Source organism: Streptomyces incarnatus (assembly GCF_001027185.1).
In the GTDB taxonomy this organism is placed as follows: Bacteria; Actinomycetota; Actinomycetes; order Streptomycetales; family Streptomycetaceae; genus Streptomyces; species Streptomyces puniciscabiei.
In genome coordinates this window covers 3,618,165-3,635,564 of record NZ_CP011497.1, presented here as the reverse complement: position 1 = coordinate 3,635,564, position 17,400 = coordinate 3,618,165, and the positions used below count along the sequence as shown (strand labels likewise).

The 17,400-nt window shown below is 71.8% G+C and carries 14 protein-coding genes and 1 pseudogene; 10 read left to right on the top strand and 5 right to left on the bottom strand.

Annotation, left to right across the window (positions count from 1 at the left end; all coding sequences use genetic code 11):
- Positions 1 to 29: 29 nt before the first annotated feature.
- From ABB07_RS16160 to ABB07_RS16140, 5 genes and pseudogenes are all read right to left on the bottom strand, one after another.
- A pseudogene (locus ABB07_RS16160) lies at positions 30 to 1,092 on the bottom strand (2-oxoacid:ferredoxin oxidoreductase subunit beta).
- On the bottom strand, positions 1,085 to 3,016 hold the full coding sequence (locus ABB07_RS16155; RefSeq protein ID WP_208899361.1) for a 2-oxoacid:acceptor oxidoreductase subunit alpha: 1,932 nt from the start codon (positions 3,014 to 3,016) through the stop codon (positions 1,085 to 1,087). Before ABB07_RS16155 ends, ABB07_RS16160 begins: the two are co-directional and overlap by 8 nt.
- 247 nt (positions 3,017 to 3,263) lie before the next feature.
- Positions 3,264 to 3,923: a response regulator transcription factor gene (locus ABB07_RS16150; RefSeq protein ID WP_279617390.1), complete on the bottom strand. Its 660-nt coding sequence runs from the start codon at positions 3,921 to 3,923 to the stop codon at positions 3,264 to 3,266.
- Positions 3,924 to 4,078: 155 nt separating this feature from the next.
- Positions 4,079 to 5,422: a sensor histidine kinase gene (locus ABB07_RS16145; protein WP_208899359.1), complete on the bottom strand. Its 1,344-nt coding sequence runs from the start codon at positions 5,420 to 5,422 to the stop codon at positions 4,079 to 4,081.
- A gap of 390 nt (positions 5,423 to 5,812) precedes the next feature.
- Positions 5,813 to 6,994: a sensor histidine kinase gene (locus ABB07_RS16140; protein WP_208899358.1), complete on the bottom strand. Its 1,182-nt coding sequence runs from the start codon at positions 6,992 to 6,994 to the stop codon at positions 5,813 to 5,815.
- 212 nt (positions 6,995 to 7,206) lie between these two features.
- On the opposite strand from ABB07_RS16140, the gene ABB07_RS16135 reads away from it, so the two are divergent.
- The 10 genes from ABB07_RS16135 to ABB07_RS16090 are packed head-to-tail and all read left to right on the top strand — an operon-like array spanning position 7,207 to position 17,383.
- A complete protein-coding gene (locus tag ABB07_RS16135; protein WP_208899357.1) occupies positions 7,207 to 7,626 on the top strand; it encodes an NADH-quinone oxidoreductase subunit A in 420 nt (139 codons plus the stop codon).
- Positions 7,617 to 8,219: an NADH-quinone oxidoreductase subunit B gene (locus ABB07_RS16130; protein ID WP_208899356.1), complete on the top strand. Its 603-nt coding sequence runs from the start codon at positions 7,617 to 7,619 to the stop codon at positions 8,217 to 8,219. The genes ABB07_RS16135 and ABB07_RS16130 overlap by 10 nt, the downstream gene beginning before the upstream one ends.
- Positions 8,216 to 9,766 carry an NADH-quinone oxidoreductase subunit C gene (locus tag ABB07_RS16125; protein WP_208899355.1) on the top strand — a complete coding sequence of 517 codons (1,551 nt, stop codon included), beginning with the start codon at positions 8,216 to 8,218 and terminating at the stop codon, positions 9,764 to 9,766. Before ABB07_RS16130 ends, ABB07_RS16125 begins: the two co-directional genes overlap by 4 nt.
- Positions 9,763 to 10,731 (top strand): complex I subunit 1/NuoH family protein, encoded by a 969-nt coding sequence (locus ABB07_RS16120; protein WP_208899354.1) that lies wholly within the window; start codon positions 9,763 to 9,765, stop codon positions 10,729 to 10,731. The genes ABB07_RS16125 and ABB07_RS16120 overlap by 4 nt, the downstream gene beginning before the upstream one ends.
- A complete protein-coding gene (locus ABB07_RS16115; RefSeq protein WP_208899353.1) occupies positions 10,731 to 11,282 on the top strand; it encodes a NuoI/complex I 23 kDa subunit family protein in 552 nt (183 codons plus the stop codon). The genes ABB07_RS16120 and ABB07_RS16115 overlap by 1 nt, the downstream gene beginning before the upstream one ends.
- Positions 11,279 to 11,923 (top strand): NADH-quinone oxidoreductase subunit J family protein, encoded by a 645-nt coding sequence (locus tag ABB07_RS16110; RefSeq protein ID WP_425264727.1) that lies wholly within the window; start codon positions 11,279 to 11,281, stop codon positions 11,921 to 11,923. The genes ABB07_RS16115 and ABB07_RS16110 overlap by 4 nt, the downstream gene beginning before the upstream one ends.
- Positions 11,923 to 12,294 (top strand): NADH-quinone oxidoreductase subunit NuoK, encoded by a 372-nt coding sequence (gene nuoK / locus ABB07_RS16105; protein ID WP_208899352.1) that lies wholly within the window; start codon positions 11,923 to 11,925, stop codon positions 12,292 to 12,294. The genes ABB07_RS16110 and nuoK overlap by 1 nt, the downstream gene beginning before the upstream one ends.
- Positions 12,291 to 14,285: an NADH-quinone oxidoreductase subunit 5 family protein gene (locus tag ABB07_RS16100; protein WP_208899351.1), complete on the top strand. Its 1,995-nt coding sequence runs from the start codon at positions 12,291 to 12,293 to the stop codon at positions 14,283 to 14,285. The genes nuoK and ABB07_RS16100 overlap by 4 nt, the downstream gene beginning before the upstream one ends.
- A gap of 6 nt (positions 14,286 to 14,291) precedes the next feature.
- Positions 14,292 to 15,866 (top strand): NADH-quinone oxidoreductase subunit M, encoded by a 1,575-nt coding sequence (locus tag ABB07_RS16095; protein ID WP_208899350.1) that lies wholly within the window; start codon positions 14,292 to 14,294, stop codon positions 15,864 to 15,866.
- Positions 15,863 to 17,383, top strand: coding sequence for an NADH-quinone oxidoreductase subunit N (locus ABB07_RS16090; protein ID WP_208899349.1), 1,521 nt, complete (start codon positions 15,863 to 15,865; stop codon positions 17,381 to 17,383). The genes ABB07_RS16095 and ABB07_RS16090 overlap by 4 nt, the downstream gene beginning before the upstream one ends.
- Positions 17,384 to 17,400 lie beyond the last annotated feature (17 nt).

Below are 17,400 nucleotides of genomic sequence, written 5' to 3'. Positions count from 1 at the left end.
GAAGCCGGTGTCGGGGGACGCCTCAGGCCTCAGCCGATGACGGTCCAGGTGTCGCCGCCGGCGAGGAGTGCGGCGAGGTCGCCCTTGCCCTTCTGCTCGATGGCGGTGTCGAGCTGGTCGGCCATCGCGGTGTCGTAGACGGGCCGGTCGACGGAGCGGAACACGCCGATCGGGGTGTGGTGCAGAGTGTCCGGGTCCGCGAGGCGGGACAGGGCGAAGGCCGTGGTGGGGGAGGCGGAGTGGGCGTCGTGGACCAGGACGTCCGCCTCGTTGTCGGCCGTGACGGTGACGACCTGCAGGTCGCCGGTGGTCTTGTCGCGGACGACGCCGCGCGTGCCGTCGGGGCCGAAGCGGATGGGCTGCCCGTGCTCCAGGCGGATGAGGGCCTCCTGGGCCTGTTGCTGGTCCTTGAGGGCGTCGAAGGCGCCGTCGTTGAAGATGTTGCAGTTCTGGTAGATCTCGATCAGGGCGGTGCCGGGGTGGCCGGCGGCGGCGCGCAGGACCTCGGTGAGGTGTTTGCGGTCGGAGTCGATGGTGCGGGCGACGAAGGACGCCTCGGCGCCGATGGCCAGCGACACCCGGGTTGAACGGGGCGTCGAGGGAGCCCATCGGGGTCGATTTGGTGATCTTGCCGAGTTCGGAGGTGGGGGAGTACTGGCCCTTGGTCAGGCCGTAGATCCGGTTGTTGAACAGCAGGATCTTGAGGTTGACGTTGCGGCGCAGGGCGTGGATGAGGTGGTTGCCGCCGATGGACAGGGCGTCGCCGTCGCCGGTGACGACCCACACGCTCAAATCCCGGCGGGTGGTGGCCAGGCCGGTGGCGATGGCGGGGGCGCGGCCGTGGATGGAGTGCATCCCGTAGGTGTTCATGTAGTACGGGAAGCGGGAGGAGCAGCCGATGCCGGAGACGAAGACGATGTTCTCCCTGGCCAGGCCGAGTTCGGGCATGAAGCCCTGGACGGCGGCGAGGATGGCGTAGTCACCGCAGCCCGGGCACCAGCGCACCTCCTGGTCGGACTTGAAGTCCTTCATCGACTGCTTGGCCTCGGCCTTGGGGACCAGCTGCAGCAGCCCGTTGCCGGTGTCAGTCATCGATGGCCTCCTTCAAAGCCGCGGCGAGCTGTTGTGCCTTGAACGGCATGCCGTTGACCTGGTTGTAGGAGCGGGCGTCGATGAGGTATCTGGCCCGGATCAGGGTGGCGAGCTGCCCGAGGTTCATCTCCGGGACCACCACCGTGTCGTAGGCCTTGAGGACCTCGCCCAGGTTCGCGGGGAAGGGGTTGAGGTGCCGCAGGTGCGCCTGCGCGATCGCATCGCCGGCCGCGCGCAGCCTGCGGACGGCCGCCGTGATCGGCCCGTAGGTCGAGCCCCAGCCGAGGACGAGGGTGCGCGCGTCGCCGGTGGGGTCGTCGACGTCGATGTCCGGCACCGTGATGTTGTCGATCTTGGCCTGGCGGGTGCGGACCATGAAGTCGTGGTTGGCCGGGTCGTAGGAGATGTTCCCGGTGCCGTCCTGCTTCTCGATCCCGCCGATACGGTGCTCCAGCCCCGGCGTCCCCGGCACCGCCCACGGCCGGGCCAGCGTCTGCGGGTCCCGCTTGTAGGGCCAGAACACTGCGGTGCCGTCGTCCAGGGTGTGGTTGGGGCCCTGGGCGAACCGCACCCGCAGATCCGGCAGCTCCTCCAGGTCGGGGATCCGCCACGGCTCGGAGCCGTTGGCCAGATACCCGTCCGAGAGCAGCATCACCGGGGTGCGGTAGGTCAGCGCGATCCGGGCCGCCTCCAGAGCCGCCTCGAAACAGTCCGCCGGCGTGCGCGGCGCCACGATCGGCACCGGCGCCTCCCCGTTACGCCCGAACATCGCCTGCAAAAGGTCCGCCTGCTCCGTCTTCGTCGGCAACCCCGTCGACGGCCCGCCCCGCTGGATGTCCACCACCAGCAGCGGCAGCTCCAGCGAGACCGCCAGCCCGATCGTCTCCGACTTCAACGCAACCCCCGGCCCGGACGTCGTCGTCACCGCCAGCGAACCGCCGAACGCCGCACCCAGCGCCGCACCGATCCCCGCGATCTCGTCCTCCGCCTGGAACGTGCGCACCCCGAAGTTCTTGTGCTTCGACAGTTCATGCAGGATGTCCGACGCGGGCGTGATCGGGTACGAGCCCAGGAACAGCGGCAGGTCCGCCTGCTGGGATGCGGTGATCAGACCGTAGGCCAGGGCCAGGTTGCCGGAGATGTTGCGGTAGGTGCCGGTCGGGAACGCAGAAGCGGCCGGGGCGACCTCGTAGGAGACCGCGAAGTCCTCCGTCGTCTCCCCGAAGTTCCAGCCCGCCCGGAACGCCGCCAGGTTCGCCGCCATGATCTCGGGCTTCTTCGCGAACTTCGCCCTCAGGAACCTCTCCGTGCCCTCGGTCGGCCGGTGATACATCCACGACAAAAGACCCAGCGCGAACATGTTCTTGCTGCGCTCGGCCTCCTTACGGGACAGCTCGAACTCCTTCAGCGCCTGAACCGTCAGCGTCGTCAACGGCACCGGGTGCAGGCTGTAGCCGTCCAGCGAGCCGTCCTCCAGCGGGGAGACGTCGTAACCGACCTTCTGCAACGCCCGCCTGGTGAACTCGTCCGTGTTCACGATGATCTCCGCACCCCGCGGCAGATCACCGATGTTCGCCTTCAACGCCGCCGGATTCATCGCCACCAGCACATTCGGCGCATCCCCCGGCGTCAGGATGTCATGATCGGCGAAATGCAACTGGAACGACGAGACACCCGGCAAGGTCCCGGCAGGCGCGCGGATCTCGGCGGGGAAGTTGGGCAACGTGGAGAGGTCGTTACCGAACGACGCGGTCTCCGAGGTGAACCGGTCACCCGTGAGCTGCATACCATCACCCGAGTCCCCCGCGAACCGGATGATCACCCGATCCAGGCGCCGCACGTCCTTCGCGCCGCCCGGTTTGCGCTGTTCTCCGACGACGGCTCCGTCGGCCTGCTCCGCCTGGCTGCTGACCTGGCTGGTCACTGAACTGGACCTCCTTCGAGGCGGCTGTCCGGGGCGATCGTCCCACGGACCATCCCAGGATCAACCCTACGTCGGTTAGGGTCGCCTTCCCGAGGTCATCCGAAGATTGGACGGCGTTTCGAGACGGCTTGTCGCGCTGCTGCTCACTCTCCCGCATGATGACCCGCGTCGCCGGAATCCCGATCAAGAAGCCCCCGAGCATGCCTCAGAAGGGCTCTCGGGAATTCAGACCTCAGGAATGCGGACCTCAGGAATTCAGGTACGTCAGTACGGCCAGGACACGCCGGTGATCACCCTCGCTCGGCGCCAGCCCGAGCTTCAGGAAGATGTTGCTGACGTGCTTCTCCACCGCGCCGTCGCTCACCACCAGCTGTTTGGCGATCGCCGAGTTCGTGCGGCCCTCCGCCATCAGCCCCAGGACCTCGCGCTCCCGCGGGGTCAGCCCCGCCAGCACGTCCTGCTTGCGGCTGCGGCCGAGCAGCTGCGCGACCACCTCGGGGTCCAGCGCCGTACCGCCCCCGGCCACCCGCACCACCGCGTCCACGAACTCGCGCACCTCGGCGACCCGGTCCTTGAGCAGATAGCCCACGCCCCGGCTGGATCCGGCCAGCAGTTCGGTGGCGTAGCGCTCCTCCACGTACTGCGAAAGCACCAGCACCCCGAGCCCCGGATGGGCCTTGCGCAGCCGTACGGCCGCCCGGACGCCCTCGTCGGTGTGCGTCGGCGGCATCCGTACGTCCGCCACCACGACGTCGGGCAGCTCGCCCTGTGCGTCCAGGTCGGCGACGGTCTTCACCAGCGCCTCCGCGTCGCCGACGCCGGCCACGACATCGTGCCCGCGGTCGGTCAGCAGCCGGGTCAGGCCCTCCCTGAGCAGCACTGAGTCCTCGGCGATGACGACCCGCACCCTTTCCTCCACGATCCCCTGGCCCCCCAAGTCAGCCCTACGCAGGTCCGGTACGGAGGTCCAGCATTCCAGCATTCGGTACGCGCCGCTCGCCCGGCCGGCACAATCCCGCCCCCGGACCACGGAGGCGGGACAGGCAGGGGCGGGTTCACGCGTCAGGTTCGCCAGGGCAGTTCCGCGATCACCCGGGTGGGGCCGCCGGCCGGGGAGTCCACCACGAGGACGCCGTCCACCGCGTCCAGACGGCCGGCGAGACCGGCCAGGCCCGAGCCGCGAGCGGCGTCCGCGCCGCCGACGCCGTCGTCGGTGACCTGCAGCATCAACCGGTCCTCCGTGCGCCACACGTCCACCGAGGCGGACCGGGCCCGGCTGTGCTTGCTGATGTTCTGCAGCAGTTCGGAGACGGTGAAGTAGGCGATGCCCTCGATGGCGGGCGCGGGTCGGCACGGCAGATCGACCTCCACCCGCACCGGCACCGTGCAGCGGGAGGCGACCGCGGACAGGGCCGCGTCCAGGCCCCGGTCGGTCAGGACGGCCGGGTGGATGCCGCGGGCGAGGTCGCGCAGCTCCTGCAGCGCCGTCTTCACCTCGCCGTGCGCCTCGTCCACCATCCGTGCCGCCGCCCGCGGGTCCTCCCGCAGCTTCTCCTTCGCCAGCCCCAGGTCCATGGCCAGGTTGACCAGCCGCGCCTGGGCGCCGTCGTGCAGGTCCCGCTCGATGCGCCGCAGATCGGCGGCGGCCGCGTCCACCACGACCCCGCGGTCCGACTCCAGCTCCACCACCCGCGCCGACAGCGGTGAGGGCCCCAGCAGGCCCCGGACCAGCAGCCCGTCCACCGTCGTCAGGGCCCGTACGATCCACGGCGCGGCCAGCGTGAACACCAGCCCGACCAGCGCGGTCACGGTGATCTCGAAGGGGTTGTCGAGATAGACGCTGTGGTGCTCGTCGCCGTACAGCTGAAGCCCGCCCTGGCCGCCGTACATCGGGAAGACCCAGAACCACAGCGGGTACGTCAGCAGCGACAGGGCCATCGACCACAGGCTCAGCGCCACCGAGAACGTGAACACGGCCCACGGGAACTGCAGCAGCGTGTACAGCAGGTTGCGCCAGGAGGTGCCGCTCTTGAGTACCGCGCCCATCCAGGCCAGCGCCCCCGGCGCGCGCATCCGCAGCGGCTCCGGCTCGGCCACCTCCAGCCGCAGCAGCCCGCGCGCCCGCGCCCGCTCCAGCGCGCCGAAGCCGCGGCAGCCGGCGAGCGCCGCCGCGAGCACCGGGACGCCGAGGAAGGTCACCAGCAGGCCCGCGCCGAGCGAGGTCATGGTCACCGTCCAGGTGAACAGCACGATCGAGAGCGGCAGGCTCAGCAGCACATACCCGAACTCACGCCAGGTGCGCGCCTCGAACGGCGCCCGCAGCGCGGCGGGCAGCCGATGGCGGGTGCCGGCGGGCCTGCCGTCCTCCCGCCCGTACCCGTACCCGTGTCCGTACTCCGTGGCCATCGATGTCGTCCCGTTCTTCTCGTCCGAGCGGCGGTTCAGCCGTGTCTCCAGGGTCGTGTGCCGTGGTCCGCCGGGCCATGGAGTCCGTCGGCGTCTTGGGGCGGGGGTTTTCCCTACCGGTTGCCTCCGGCGGTCGGGCCGATTGACCGGTGTGCGTTGGCTCATCGGTGCGGTTGGCTGTGGATGGCGTTGTGCGCTCTCGCCGTGGGGGTTCTGCTGTCGGGCGGGTGCGCGTCCGTCGTGGTTGCTCGCGCAGTTCCCGGCGCCCCTGGGGAGTTGCAGTCGCCGTACCCGAAAAGGGCACGTCGGCCTCCGCACCCGAAAGGGCACGCCAGCCTCCGCACCCGAAAAGGCATGCCGGCCGCCGCACCCGTACCGGGAGCCGTCGGCTTACTCCGTGCGGTCACGCCACGGCAGCTCCGCCGTGACCACCGTCGGGCCGCCGGGCGGTGAGTCGAGGACGAACAGGCCGTCCACCGCGCCCAGTCGCTCGGCGAGGCCGCGCATGCCGGTGCCGCCGTCGAGGCGGGCGCCGCCCCGGCCGTCGTCCCGGACCTGCATGAACAGCCGGTCCTCCGTGCGCCACACGTCCACCGAGGCGGACCGGGCGCGGCTGTGCTTGCTGACGTTCTGCAGCAGCTCGGAGACGGTGAAGTAGGCGATGCCCTCGATGGCGGGCGCCGGGCGGTCCGGCAGGTCCACGGTCACCTTCACCGGAACCGTGCAGCGGGAGGCGACCGAGGACAGGGCCGCGTCCAGGCCCCGGTCGGTCAGCACGGCCGGGTGGATGCCGCGGGCGAGGTCGCGCAGCTCCTGCAGGGCCAGCTTCACCTCGCCGTGCGCCTCCTCCACCATCGCCGCCGCCGAGTCGGGATCCTCCAGCAGCTTCTCCTTGGCCAGACCGAGCCCCATGGCCAGGTTGACCAGCCGTGCCTGGGCGCCGTCGTGCAGGTCCCGCTCGATGCGCCGCAGATCGGCGGCGGCCGTGTCGACCACCACCCCGCGGTCCGACTCCAGCTCGGCGATACGGCGCTCCAGCTCGTCCGAGGGCGACAGCAGCCCGCGCACCATGAACCGGTCGACGTTCGCCAGGCCACGCGCCAGATACGGCAGCACCGGCCACAGCACGAACAGCGAGGTCAGCACGGTGCAGAAGGTGAGGACGCCCCAGGGCAGCCGGATGAGGTCGTACAGCAGTGTCCGCCAGGCCACCGGGTCCTTCAGCGCCATCCACAGCCGCTGCGCCAGGCCGCCGGTCCGGGCGAGCGGCAGCGGAGTCGGCTCCTCCACCCGCACCCCGAGCAGCCGCCGGGCGCGGGCCCGCTCCAGCTTTCCCAGCTGCCGGGAGCCCAGCAGGCCGAGCGCCAGCAGCGGAAGGCCGACGACGGTGATCGTCAGGGACCCGCCGACGGACAGCGCGGTGAGCGCGTACACGAAGCCGAACACCGTGACCGGCAGGTTCAGCAGGAGATACAGGATCTCCTTCCAGGTGTGCGCGTCGTACGCCGGCCGGAGCGGGGGCAGCTGGTCGGTGCCGTCGGCCCGGCCGGCGGCGGAACTGGTAGCGGTCATACCGGTCAGCCTGCCGTGCCCGGCACCCTCCGCGCCATGCGGTACGCCGCCCTCCGCCGACGGGGGAAAACCCCACCCCGCACCCCTCGGCCGTCCCCGCCGGCCGTCCCGAGCCGTCTCATGGCGTGACAGGCTGCTTACCCGCTCTTTATCAGGGCCTAGACTCCCGTGCGTACAGATCGTCGAATGATGTCAGGGAGCGAGGTCGGACGGTGCGGGAGACGTTGGGGGACTCGACGGCCGCCGCGGCGCACGTCATCGCGGCCGGCTACTTCCAGTCCTACTCGGTGGTGGGCCTGCTCGCCCTCGTCGGCGTGCTGTTCGTCGCGGTCGCCTTCGGCGCGGGCCGCCTGCTGCGCCCGGTCGTGCCGACCCCCGAGAAACTCCTGACCTACGAGTGCGGCGTCGACCCCGTCGGCGAGGGCTGGGCCCACACCCAGGTCCGCTACTACGTCTACGCCTTCCTGTACGTGATCTTCGCCGTCGACTCGATCTTCCTGTTCCCCTGGGCGACGGTCTTCGCCGCCCCCGGCTACGGCGCGACGACGCTCGTGGAGATGTTCGTCTTCCTCGGCTTCCTCGCCGTTGGCCTGCTGTACGCATACAAGAAGGGCGTCCTGACATGGACGTGAACCCGGAGCCCGTGTACCTGCCGGAGCCCAAGCGGCTGGGCGCCCTGGCCCGCCTGGCCCCCGAGCCGATGAAGGTGGTCCTGAACTGGGGCCGCCGCTACTCGCTCTGGGTCTTCAACTTCGGCCTCGCCTGCTGCGCGATCGAGTTCATCGCCGCGTCGATGGCCCGTCACGACTTCATCCGCCTCGGCGTGATCCCGTTCGCCCCCGGGCCCCGCCAGGCCGACCTGATGGTGGTCTCGGGGACGGTCACGGACAAGATGGCCCCGGCCGTCAAGCGCCTGTACGAGCAGATGCCCGAGCCGAAGTACGTCATCTCCTTCGGTGCCTGCTCCAACTGCGGCGGCCCCTACTGGGACTCGTACTCGGTGACGAAGGGCGTCGACCAGATCATCCCGGTGGACGTGTACGTCCCCGGCTGCCCGCCGCGCCCCGAGGCGCTGCTCCAGGGCATCCTCAAGCTCCAGGAGAAGATCGCCCGCGAGTCGCTGGAGGAGCGGTACGGCTCCGGTTCCGCCCGGCCGTCCGCGGCCGCCCTGACCAGCGACCTGGTGAAGCCGCCCGCCCCCGCCGGTGAGGGGGACACCCGATGAGCGCTGTCGGCTGGCTGCCCGCCCCGGTCGAGGACCTCTTCGGTACGGACGCCACGGCCGAGGAGTCGTACGACCTCCTGACCGTGGATGTACCCCCGTCCTCCTGGCTCACCGCCCTGGAGACGGCCCGTACGACCCTGGGCTGCACCTACTTCGACTGGCTGAGCGCGGTCGACGAACCGGGCACGGGTTTCCGCGTCTCCGCGCACGTCGTCGCCCTGGGGCCGGTCCGCCGCCTCCTCGTCCGTACGACCGTCCCGCACGAGGCGCCGGCACTGCCCTCCGCCGTCGGCGTCTACGCGGGCGCGGCCTGGCACGAGCGCGAGACCCACGAGATGTTCGGCGTGGTGTTCGAGGGCCATCCGGGTCTGGAGCACCTGCTCCTGCCGGAGACCTTCGAGGGCCACCCGCTGCGCAAGGACTTCGTCCTCGCCGCGCGTGTCGCCAAGGCCTGGCCCGGCGCGAAGGAGCCCGGCGAATCCGAGCACGGCGGCCCCAAGCGCCGCCAGATGCTCCCACCGGGCGTGCCGGACCCCAACGAGTGGGGCCCGCTGAAGGGCCAGCTGCCCCCTGCCCCTGCCCGCCCGGCGCGGGGCGCGGGCCGCGCGCCGGGCGAACGACCGGCAGCTCGCGCGGGCGCGGCCGGTGACCGTCCGGTACGACGCACCCGTACGGCGGCGGAGGGCTCGGCGAGCCAGACGGGCGAGGCTGCTACGGCGGCGGGGGCTGGTGCGGCTCCGGGCACGGGTGCTGCTGGGGTTGCGGGTGCCGGTGCTGCTGGGGCTGTGGGTGCGGCTGGGACTGCGGGTGCCGGTGCGGCTGGGGCTGCGGGTGCTGCCGGTGCCCGGCCGCGGCGGATGCGGAGCGCCGGTGAGGGCTCGGTGAGCCAGACGCCGGCACCCCAGGACGTGGCCCAGGACGCGGCCGAGCTCGAGCAGGCCGCTGCCGAGGGCGACACGACCCGTGCCGCGGCGGCGGAAGGCCCGGTCGCCGAGGCCTCCGTGGCCCACGAGCCCGGCCCCGCCCCGGCCCGTCCGCGCCGCGCCCGCAGCGCCTCGGAGGGCTCCGCCTCACAGCGACCCCGGACTCCGGAACCGACGGCACAGGCGCCGGGCGAGCCGACGGCACCGGCTACGGATGAGCGGGCGGCGCCGGACACCGCGGCGCCCCCCGGCCGCCGGAGCCCGGCCCCGCGCAGCGCGGACGCCCCGTGGCACCACGCCCGCCCGGCCTTCGAGGAACCGGAACAGGCCCCGGCGGCGCCGGAACAGGCGCCGGAGGAACCGGAGCGGGCGCCGGAGGAACCGGAGCGGGCCGCTGCGGCGCCCGAACACACCGGGCAGGCAGGGCAGCAACCCGAAGGGCCGGCCGTAACCGGGGGCGCGCCCACCACCGGGGAGGCGCCCACCACCGGTGACGAGCCCACCACCGGGGAAGAGCCCGGCAATCCGGACGACTCCAGCCCGGACACCGGCGCCGACTCCAGTCCGGACACCGGCACCGCCCCCGACCCTGACGACCACGACCCCACGGGAGGCCCGCAGTGAACGGCGCGCTGGACGTCGCCCTGCGACTCCTGCTGGTGTTCGTCGTCTTCCTCACCTTCCCGCTGATCATCGGCCAGACCGAGCACAAGGTGATGGCGCACATGCAGGGCCGCCTCGGCCCGATGTACGCGGGCGGCTTCCACGGCTGGGCCCAGCTCATCGCGGACGGCGTGAAGTTCGCACAGAAGGAGGACGTGGTCCCGGCCGGCGCCGACCGCCGCGTCTTCCAGCTCGCCCCGGCCGTCGCCCTGCTGCCGTACCTCCTCGTGCTGCTCGCCATCCCGATCGGCCCGAGCAAGGGCGCCGTCGGCCAGGTCCTGGACGCGGGCGTGTTCTTCGTGCTGGCGGTCATGGGCGTCGGCGTGCTCGGCTCGCTCATGGCCGGCTGGGCCAGCGCGAACAAGTTCTCCCTGCTCGGCGGCCTGCGCACGGCCGCCCAGCTGCTCGCCTACGAACTGCCGATGCTGCTCGCCGCCGCCTCGGTCGCCATGGCGGCGGGCACCGTCTCCCTGCCCGGCATCCTGCACGCCTTCCACTGGTGGTGGGTGCCCTGGCAGATCGTCGGCGCGGTCGTCTTCTTCGTCGCCGGACTCGCCGAGCTGCAGCGCCCGCCCTTCGACATGCCCGTCGCCGACTCGGAGATCATCTTCGGCGCGTACACCGAGTACACCGGACTGCGGTTCGCCCTCTTCCTCCTCGCCGAGTACGCCGGGATCGTCGTCCTGTGCGGCCTGACCACCGTCCTCTTCCTCGGCGGCTGGCACGGACCGTGGGGCCACGACGGACTCGGCTGGCTGTGGACCCTGCTGAAGACCGCGATCCTCGCCTTCCTCGTCATCTGGCTCCGCGTCACCTACCCACGGCTGCGCGAGGACCAGCTCCAGAAGCTGTCCTGGACCCTCCTCGTCCCCCTCTCCCTCGCCCAGATCGCCCTCACCGGCATCGTCAAGGTGGTGATCTCCTAATGGCCCCCATCCCTGGCAGCGGCCTCGCCAAGGGCCTTGCCGTCACCCTCCGCACGATGACGAGGAAGCACGTCACCGAGCAGTACCCGGACGCCCAGCCCGAACTCCCGCCCCGCACCCGCGGCGTGATCGGCCTGTTCGAGGAGAACTGCACGGTCTGCATGCTCTGCGCCCGTGAGTGCCCGGACTGGTGCATCTACATCGACTCCCACAAGGAGACGGTCCCGCCGGCCGCCCCGGGCGGCCGCGAGCGCAGCCGCAACGTCCTCGACCGGTTCGCCATCGACTTCTCCCTGTGCATGTACTGCGGTATCTGCATCGAGGTGTGTCCTTTCGACGCGCTGTTCTGGTCCCCGGAGTTCGAGTACGCCGAGACCGACATCCGCGAGCTCACCCACGAACGGGACAAGCTCCGCGAGTGGATGTGGACCGTCCCGGCCCCGCCGGCCCTCGACGCGGCCGCCGAGGAACCGAAGGAGATCGCCGCCGCCCGCAAGACCGCCGAGAAGCTGGCCGCCGCGCAGGCCGAACCGGGGGAGGCCACGTCGTGACCCTCGCCTCCACCCTGAGCGCGGCCGCGGGTCACCCCGGCGTGCACCTCGCCGCGGCCTCGCACGGCTTCCTGTCGCCGACCGGCGTCGAGATCGCCTTCCTCCTCGTCGGACTGGTCACCTTCGGCGCCGCGCTGGTCACCGTCACCACCCGCCAGCTGGTGCACGCCGCCCTGTGGCTGGTGGTCGCGCTCGGCGGCCTCGCCGTGGAGTACCTGCTGCTCACGGCCGAGTTCATCGCCTGGGTGCAGGTCCTGATCTACGTCGGTTCCGTCGTCGTCCTCCTGCTGTTCGGGCTGATGCTCACCAAGGCCCCCATCGGCCGCTCCCCGGACGCCGACTCCGGCAACCGCTGGGCCGCCCTGACCGTCGCGGTCGCCGCCGCCGTCGCCCTGGTCTGGGTGGTCGTCGACGCCTTCCGCACCACCTGGATCGACCTGAACGGCCCGGCCGCCGGCTCCACCCGGGTCACCGGCGAGAGCCTGTTCCGCAACTGGGTGCTGCCCTTCGAGGCGCTGTCCGTGCTGCTCCTCGCGGCCCTGGTCGGCGCGATCGTCCTGTCCCGGAAGGCCAAGGCGGACACGGACGCCACCTCCGTGACCGGCGTGACCACCGCCGGCGAGAAGGAAGGCGCCCGCTGATGCACCTCGCCTACCCGGCCGTACTCTCCGCCCTCCTGTTCTGCACCGGCCTGTACGGCGTCCTCGCCCGCCGCAACGCGATCCTGGTCCTGATGTCGGTCGAGCTGATGCTCAACGCCGTCAACCTCAACCTCGTCGCCTTCGACGTCTGGCTCAGCCGGGCCGCGCAGGAGACCCTCCACTCCGGCCAGGCGCTGACCCTGTTCACCATCACCATCGCCGCGGCCGAGATCGGCATCGGCCTGGCGATCGTGCTCGCCGTCTACCGCAACCGCGGCACCTCCGACATCGACAAGCTCCGCGACACCGCCGAGGGTCCCGGCACCGAGGGACCGGGTTCCGCGGCCGAGAAGGCTGAGGCCAGCGCGTGACCACGACCACCCTCGCCGTCCTCGTCCCGCTTCTGCCGTTCCTCGGCGCGGCGGCCGGACTGCTGCTCGGCCGCACCGGGCCCGGGTTCGTCCGTCCGCTCGCCGTGCTGCCGCCGCTGGCCTCGCTCGTCCTGGCCGCGCTGGTCGCCGCACGCCAGGGCGGCGGTCAGGCCATCGACGCCCACACGGAACTGACGCCCACCGGCTCGGTCCCCATCGAGCTGGCGCTGCACATCGACGGCTTCGCCGCGCTCGTCGCGATCCTGGTCGCGTTCGTCGCCGCCTGCGTGCAGATCTACTCGACCGGCTATCTGCGCGACGACCCGCGCTACCCCTCGTACGCCGCACTCGTCTCCCTGTTCACCTCCGCGATGCTCCTGGTCGTCTACTCCGGCGACCTGATCGTGCTGCTGGTCGGCTGGGAAGTCATGGGCATCTGCTCCTACTTCCTGGTCGGCCACTACTGGGAGACCCCCGAGGCCCGCGCCGCCTCACTGAAGGCCTTCCTGGTCACCAAGCTCGGCGACGTGCCGTTCCTCATCGGCCTGTTCGCGCTCGCCACCGACGCCGGCTCCTTCCGCATCACCCGCGTCCTCGGCGCCGTCGCGAGCGGCGGCCTGCACCATCCGACGGTGGTCGCCCTGCTGCTCCTCGCGGGCGTCGCGGGCAAGTCGGCGCAGTTCCCGCTGCACACCTGGCTCCCGGACGCGATGGCCGGCCCGACCCCCGTCTCGGCGCTGATCCACGCGGCGACGATGGTCGCCGCCGGTGTCTACTTCATCGCCCGTCTCCTTCCCGTCTTCGAGGCCTCCCAGGCCGCGATGACCGTGCTGGCCGTCATGGCCGCCGTCACGATGGTGGGCTCCGGCCTCGCCGCGCTCGCCCAGGACGACATCAAGCGCGTCCTCGCCTACTCGACCATCGGCCAGCTCGGCTACATGACCGGCGCCCTCGCCGTCGGCGACCGCGGTGCCGCCGTCTTCCACCTCCTGTCCCACGGCGCCTTCAAGGCGCTGCTGTTCCTCGCGGCCGGTGTGATCATCCACGCCGCCGGCACCAACTCGCTGGCCGCCATGTCCCGCATGCACGGCCTGCGCGACCGCGTGCCGGACGCCTACTGGACGATGACCGTGGCGCTCCTCGCGCTCGCCGCGATCCCGCCGTTCAGCGGCTTCTTCTCCAAGGAGTCCGTCCTCGGTGCCGCCGAGCGAGCGGCCGACGGTCACACCGCGCACGTGCCCGGCGCGGCCGGCTGGATCGTCCTCGTCACCGGCCTGGTCACGGCCCTGCTGACCGCCGCCTACGCCACCCGGCTGTGGCTGCTGGCCTTCCGCGGCCGGGGCGCCGAGGCCCCCGACCACGGCCGCCAGCCGCTGACGATGACCGTGGTGCTGTGGGTCCTCGCCGTGCCGTCCCTCGCCTTCGGCGGGCTCGCCTACCGCGCGCTGCCCGGCTGGTTCGACGGCCGCGACCTGACCCCGACCCTGCTCACCTCCGTCCTCGGCACGGGCCTCGCCCTGGTTGGCGGGCTGCTCACCTTCGGCGCCTGGCAGCGCACCACCGCCCTCGCCGCCCGGGTCCCGCTCGGCGCGGTCGCCGCCCATCCGGAGGAGGCCGCCGGACTGGTCGAGGCCGAGGCCATCGCCACCCACGAGCCGGCCTACGGCGACATCGCCTACGCGCCGGACCCCGCGGACCCGGCGCGGCTGCTGCTCGGCCCGCTGCGCCGCCACGCGGCCGCCGGCTTCCACGTGGACGCCGTGTACGCGGCGCTGTTCGTCCGCCCGGTGCAGGCCGGAGCGAGTCTCGTCCGGTTCCTCGACCGCGAGGTCGTCGACACCTACGTACACGGCGCGGCCGCGCTGCCCCGGCTGCTCGGGGCCGCCGTACGCCGGGCGCAGACCGGCAATGTGCAGACCTATGTGAGCGCGCTGCTCGCCGGCACCGTCGTCCTGGCGGTCGCCGTCGTCCTCGTCGCCACGGGAGCGTGAGCAGGCGTGATCGATATCAACGAGTCCGTGATGCAGTTCCTTCTGGCATTCACCGTCGTCGGCCCGCTCCTCGGCGCCGTCGCCGCCCTCCTGCCCGCCCCGCCCGGGCTGAAGGGGAAGTCGCCCGAGCAAGCCGTGCTGCGGCACGGCGTGACCGTGACCGGCGCGATCCTCATCGCCGCGATCGCCCTCGCGCTCGGCTTCGACCACCACCATCCGTCGAAGATGCAGGCCACGACCGACATCAGCTGGATCCCCGCGCTCGACGTGCGGATCCACCTCGGCATCGACGGCATCTCGCTCCCCCTTGTCGTGCTGACCGCGCTGCTGACCTTCCTGTGCGCGCTGTACTCCTACTTCAACCCGCCCAAGGGCGGCTCCCCGAAGGCGTTCGTCGCGCTGCTGCTCCTGCTCGAGTCCGGCACCCTCGCGACCTTCGCCGTCCTCGATCTGCTGCTGTTCTTCCTCGCGTTCGAGATGGTGCTCATCCCGATGTACTTCCTCATCGCCCGCTGGGGCGGCGAGGGCCGGACCCGGGCCGCGTGGAAGTTCATCCTGTTCACGCTGCTCGGCTCCGTCGTCATGCTGCTCGGCCTGCTCCTGATCGGGATCAAGGCGGGCACGTTCGACATGGTGGCACTCGCCACTGACAACGGCCGGTCGCTGACCGCGTCCGTGCAGGTCATCGCCGTTCTGGCGATCGGGATCGGGCTCGCGGTGAAGTCGCCGATGTGGCCTCTGCACAGCTGGCTGCCCGACGCGCATACCGCCGCGCCGACCGTCGGCTCGGTGCTGCTGGCCGGTGTCCTGCTGAAGATGGGTACGTACGGGTTCGTCCGGATCCTGTTGCCAGTGGCGCCGCACGGCTTCCACACCTTCGCGCCGTACCTCGCGGCGTTCGCCGTGGTCGGGATCATCTACGGGTCGCTGGCCTGTCTGGCGCTGGCCAAGCGGGGCGCGAAGGGCGATCTCAAGCGGCTGATCGCCTACTCGTCCGTCGGCCACATGGGCTTCGTGCTGCTGGGCATCGCCACCATGACCCCGACCGGCGTCAACGGCGCCCTGTTCGCCAACATCGCCCACGGCCTCATCACCGGCCTGCTGTTCTTCCTGGTCGGCGCGCTGAAGGACCGCACGGGCACGACGGACCTCGACACACTCGCCGAGGAGACCGGCCTCGCCCTGTACGGCAAGGCGCCCCGCCTCGGCGGCCTGCTCGCCTTCGGCGCCGTCGCCTCGCTCGGGCTGCCCGGGCTCGCCGGGTTCTGGGGCGAGATGCTGGCCCTGTTCGGGTCCTTCAAGCCCGCGGCCGACCTCAGCCGGCCCGCGTACCTCACCTTCATGGCGATCGGCGCCTTCGGCACCCTGCTGACGGCCGCGTACATGCTGATCGTGGTCCGCCGGGTATGCATGGGCGGCGCCGAACAGGAGGTCCCGGAACTCGCCGACGTGCGCGGCTACGAGTTCGCCGCCTGGACCCCGCTCGTCGCCCTCACCGTCGTCGCCGGACTGTGGCCGAGGGCGCTGCTCGGCCTGACCGACCCGGCCGTGCAGCAGCTCCTCGCAGGAGGCACCCGATGAGCGCCCAGCCCCTCGCCGAGTCGCTGGTCCAGTCCGTCGACTGGCTCGCCGTCGCCCCGCCCACCATCGCCGCCGCGGTGGGACTCGTCGTCCTGGTCGCCGACCTGTTCCTGCCCGAGGCCCGCAAGGCCGTCCTCGGCTGGGTCTCGGTCGCCGGACTGGCCGTGGCCGCGCTGATGCTCCTGCCCCTCCTGGACGGCGACCGCAGCACCTTCTGCCTGACCGGCGGGGGTACGCGCGCGTGCAGCTACACCGCCGACCACTTCACGCTCGTCATCCAGTTCCTCGTCCTCGGCGGCGCGCTGCTCGCGGCCCTGCTGTCCGTCACGAACCTGGAGGACGACCGGCGGCGCGTACCGCCGGGCGAGTTCTGGTTCCTGCTGCTGTCCTCCGCGGCCGGAGCCGCCCTGCTGCCCGCGTCCCGGGACCTCGCCACCCTGATCGTCGCCCTGGAGGTCGCCTCCCTGCCCGCCTTCGCCCTGGTCGGCATCCGGCACGGCGACGAGCGGTCCTCCGAGGCCGCCCTGAAGTTCTTCCTGTCCTCGGTGACGGCCACCGCGGTCAGCCTGATGGGCATCAGCTTCGTCTACGCCTCCACCGGCACCCTCTACCTCACCCAGGTCGCCCAGCGCCTGCCCCACGTCGGCGGACAGCTGCACACGCTCGCCCAGGCGGGTGTCGTCCTCACCCTGATCGGCTTCGCCTTCAAGACGGCCGCCGTCCCCTTCCACTTCTGGGTGCCCGACACCTACGTCGGCGCGCCGCTGCCCGTCGCCGCCTACCTGTCGGTCGTCGGCAAGGCGGTCGGCTTCTCCGGCCTGATCCTGGTGACCGTCGTCGCGTTCCCGTCGTACGCCGACGTCTGGGGTCCCGCGCTCGCCGTCCTGGCCGCGCTCACCATGACCGTCGGCAACGTCGGCGCCCTGCGCCAGCAGGCCACGCGCGCGTACAGCGCCGTACGGCTGCTCGCCTGGTCCTCCGTCGGCCAGGCCGGCTACCTGCTGGTGCCGATCGCCGCCGCCGGCTACGCCAGTGACCCGCAGAAGGCGATCGGCTCCACGGTGGCCTACGCGCTGATGTACGGCGCCGTGAACCTCGGGGCGTTCGCGGTGGCCGCCGTGGTGGGCCGCAGCCGGGACCTGAACCGGATCAGCGACTACCGGGGCCTGTACGCCACCAACCCGCTCACCGCGCTCCTGCTGGCGTTCTTCCTGCTGTGCCTGGCCGGACTGCCGCCGGGCGTGATCGGCCTGTTCGCCAAGGTCACCGTGTTCTCGGCGGCCGTGGACGCGGGCCTCGGCTGGCTCGCCGTCGTCATGGCCGTCAACGTCGTGATCGCCCTCTTCTACTACCTGCAGTGGACGGCGCTGCTGTTCCGCGCCCCCGAGGGCGAACCCGCCCGGCACCGCGTCCCGGCCCCCGTCACGGCAGCCCTCGCCCTCACCGGCGTACTCGGCGTGGCCCTGTCCGGAGCACCCCAGCTGGTCCTCCGATTCGCGGCCACCGGACTGTTCTGAGACGCGGCCACGCGCGC

Bases quoted from the DNA above. Each gene is read 5' to 3' on its own strand.
- ABB07_RS16130 (WP_208899356.1), top strand. From the start codon at position 7,617: ATGGACGTGAACCCGGAGCCCGTGTACCTGCCGGAGCCCAAGCGGCTG.
- ABB07_RS16125 (WP_208899355.1), top strand. From the start codon at position 8,216: ATGAGCGCTGTCGGCTGGCTGCCCGCCCCGGTCGAGGACCTCTTCGGT.
- ABB07_RS16115 (WP_208899353.1), top strand. From the start codon at position 10,731: ATGGCCCCCATCCCTGGCAGCGGCCTCGCCAAGGGCCTTGCCGTCACC.
- ABB07_RS16090 (WP_208899349.1), top strand. From the start codon at position 15,863: ATGAGCGCCCAGCCCCTCGCCGAGTCGCTGGTCCAGTCCGTCGACTGG.
- nuoK (WP_208899352.1), top strand. From the start codon at position 11,923: ATGCACCTCGCCTACCCGGCCGTACTCTCCGCCCTCCTGTTCTGCACC.
- ABB07_RS16145 (WP_208899359.1), bottom strand. From the start codon at position 5,422: ATGGCCACGGAGTACGGACACGGGTACGGGTACGGGCGGGAGGACGGC.
- ABB07_RS16140 (WP_208899358.1), bottom strand. From the start codon at position 6,994: ATGACCGCTACCAGTTCCGCCGCCGGCCGGGCCGACGGCACCGACCAG.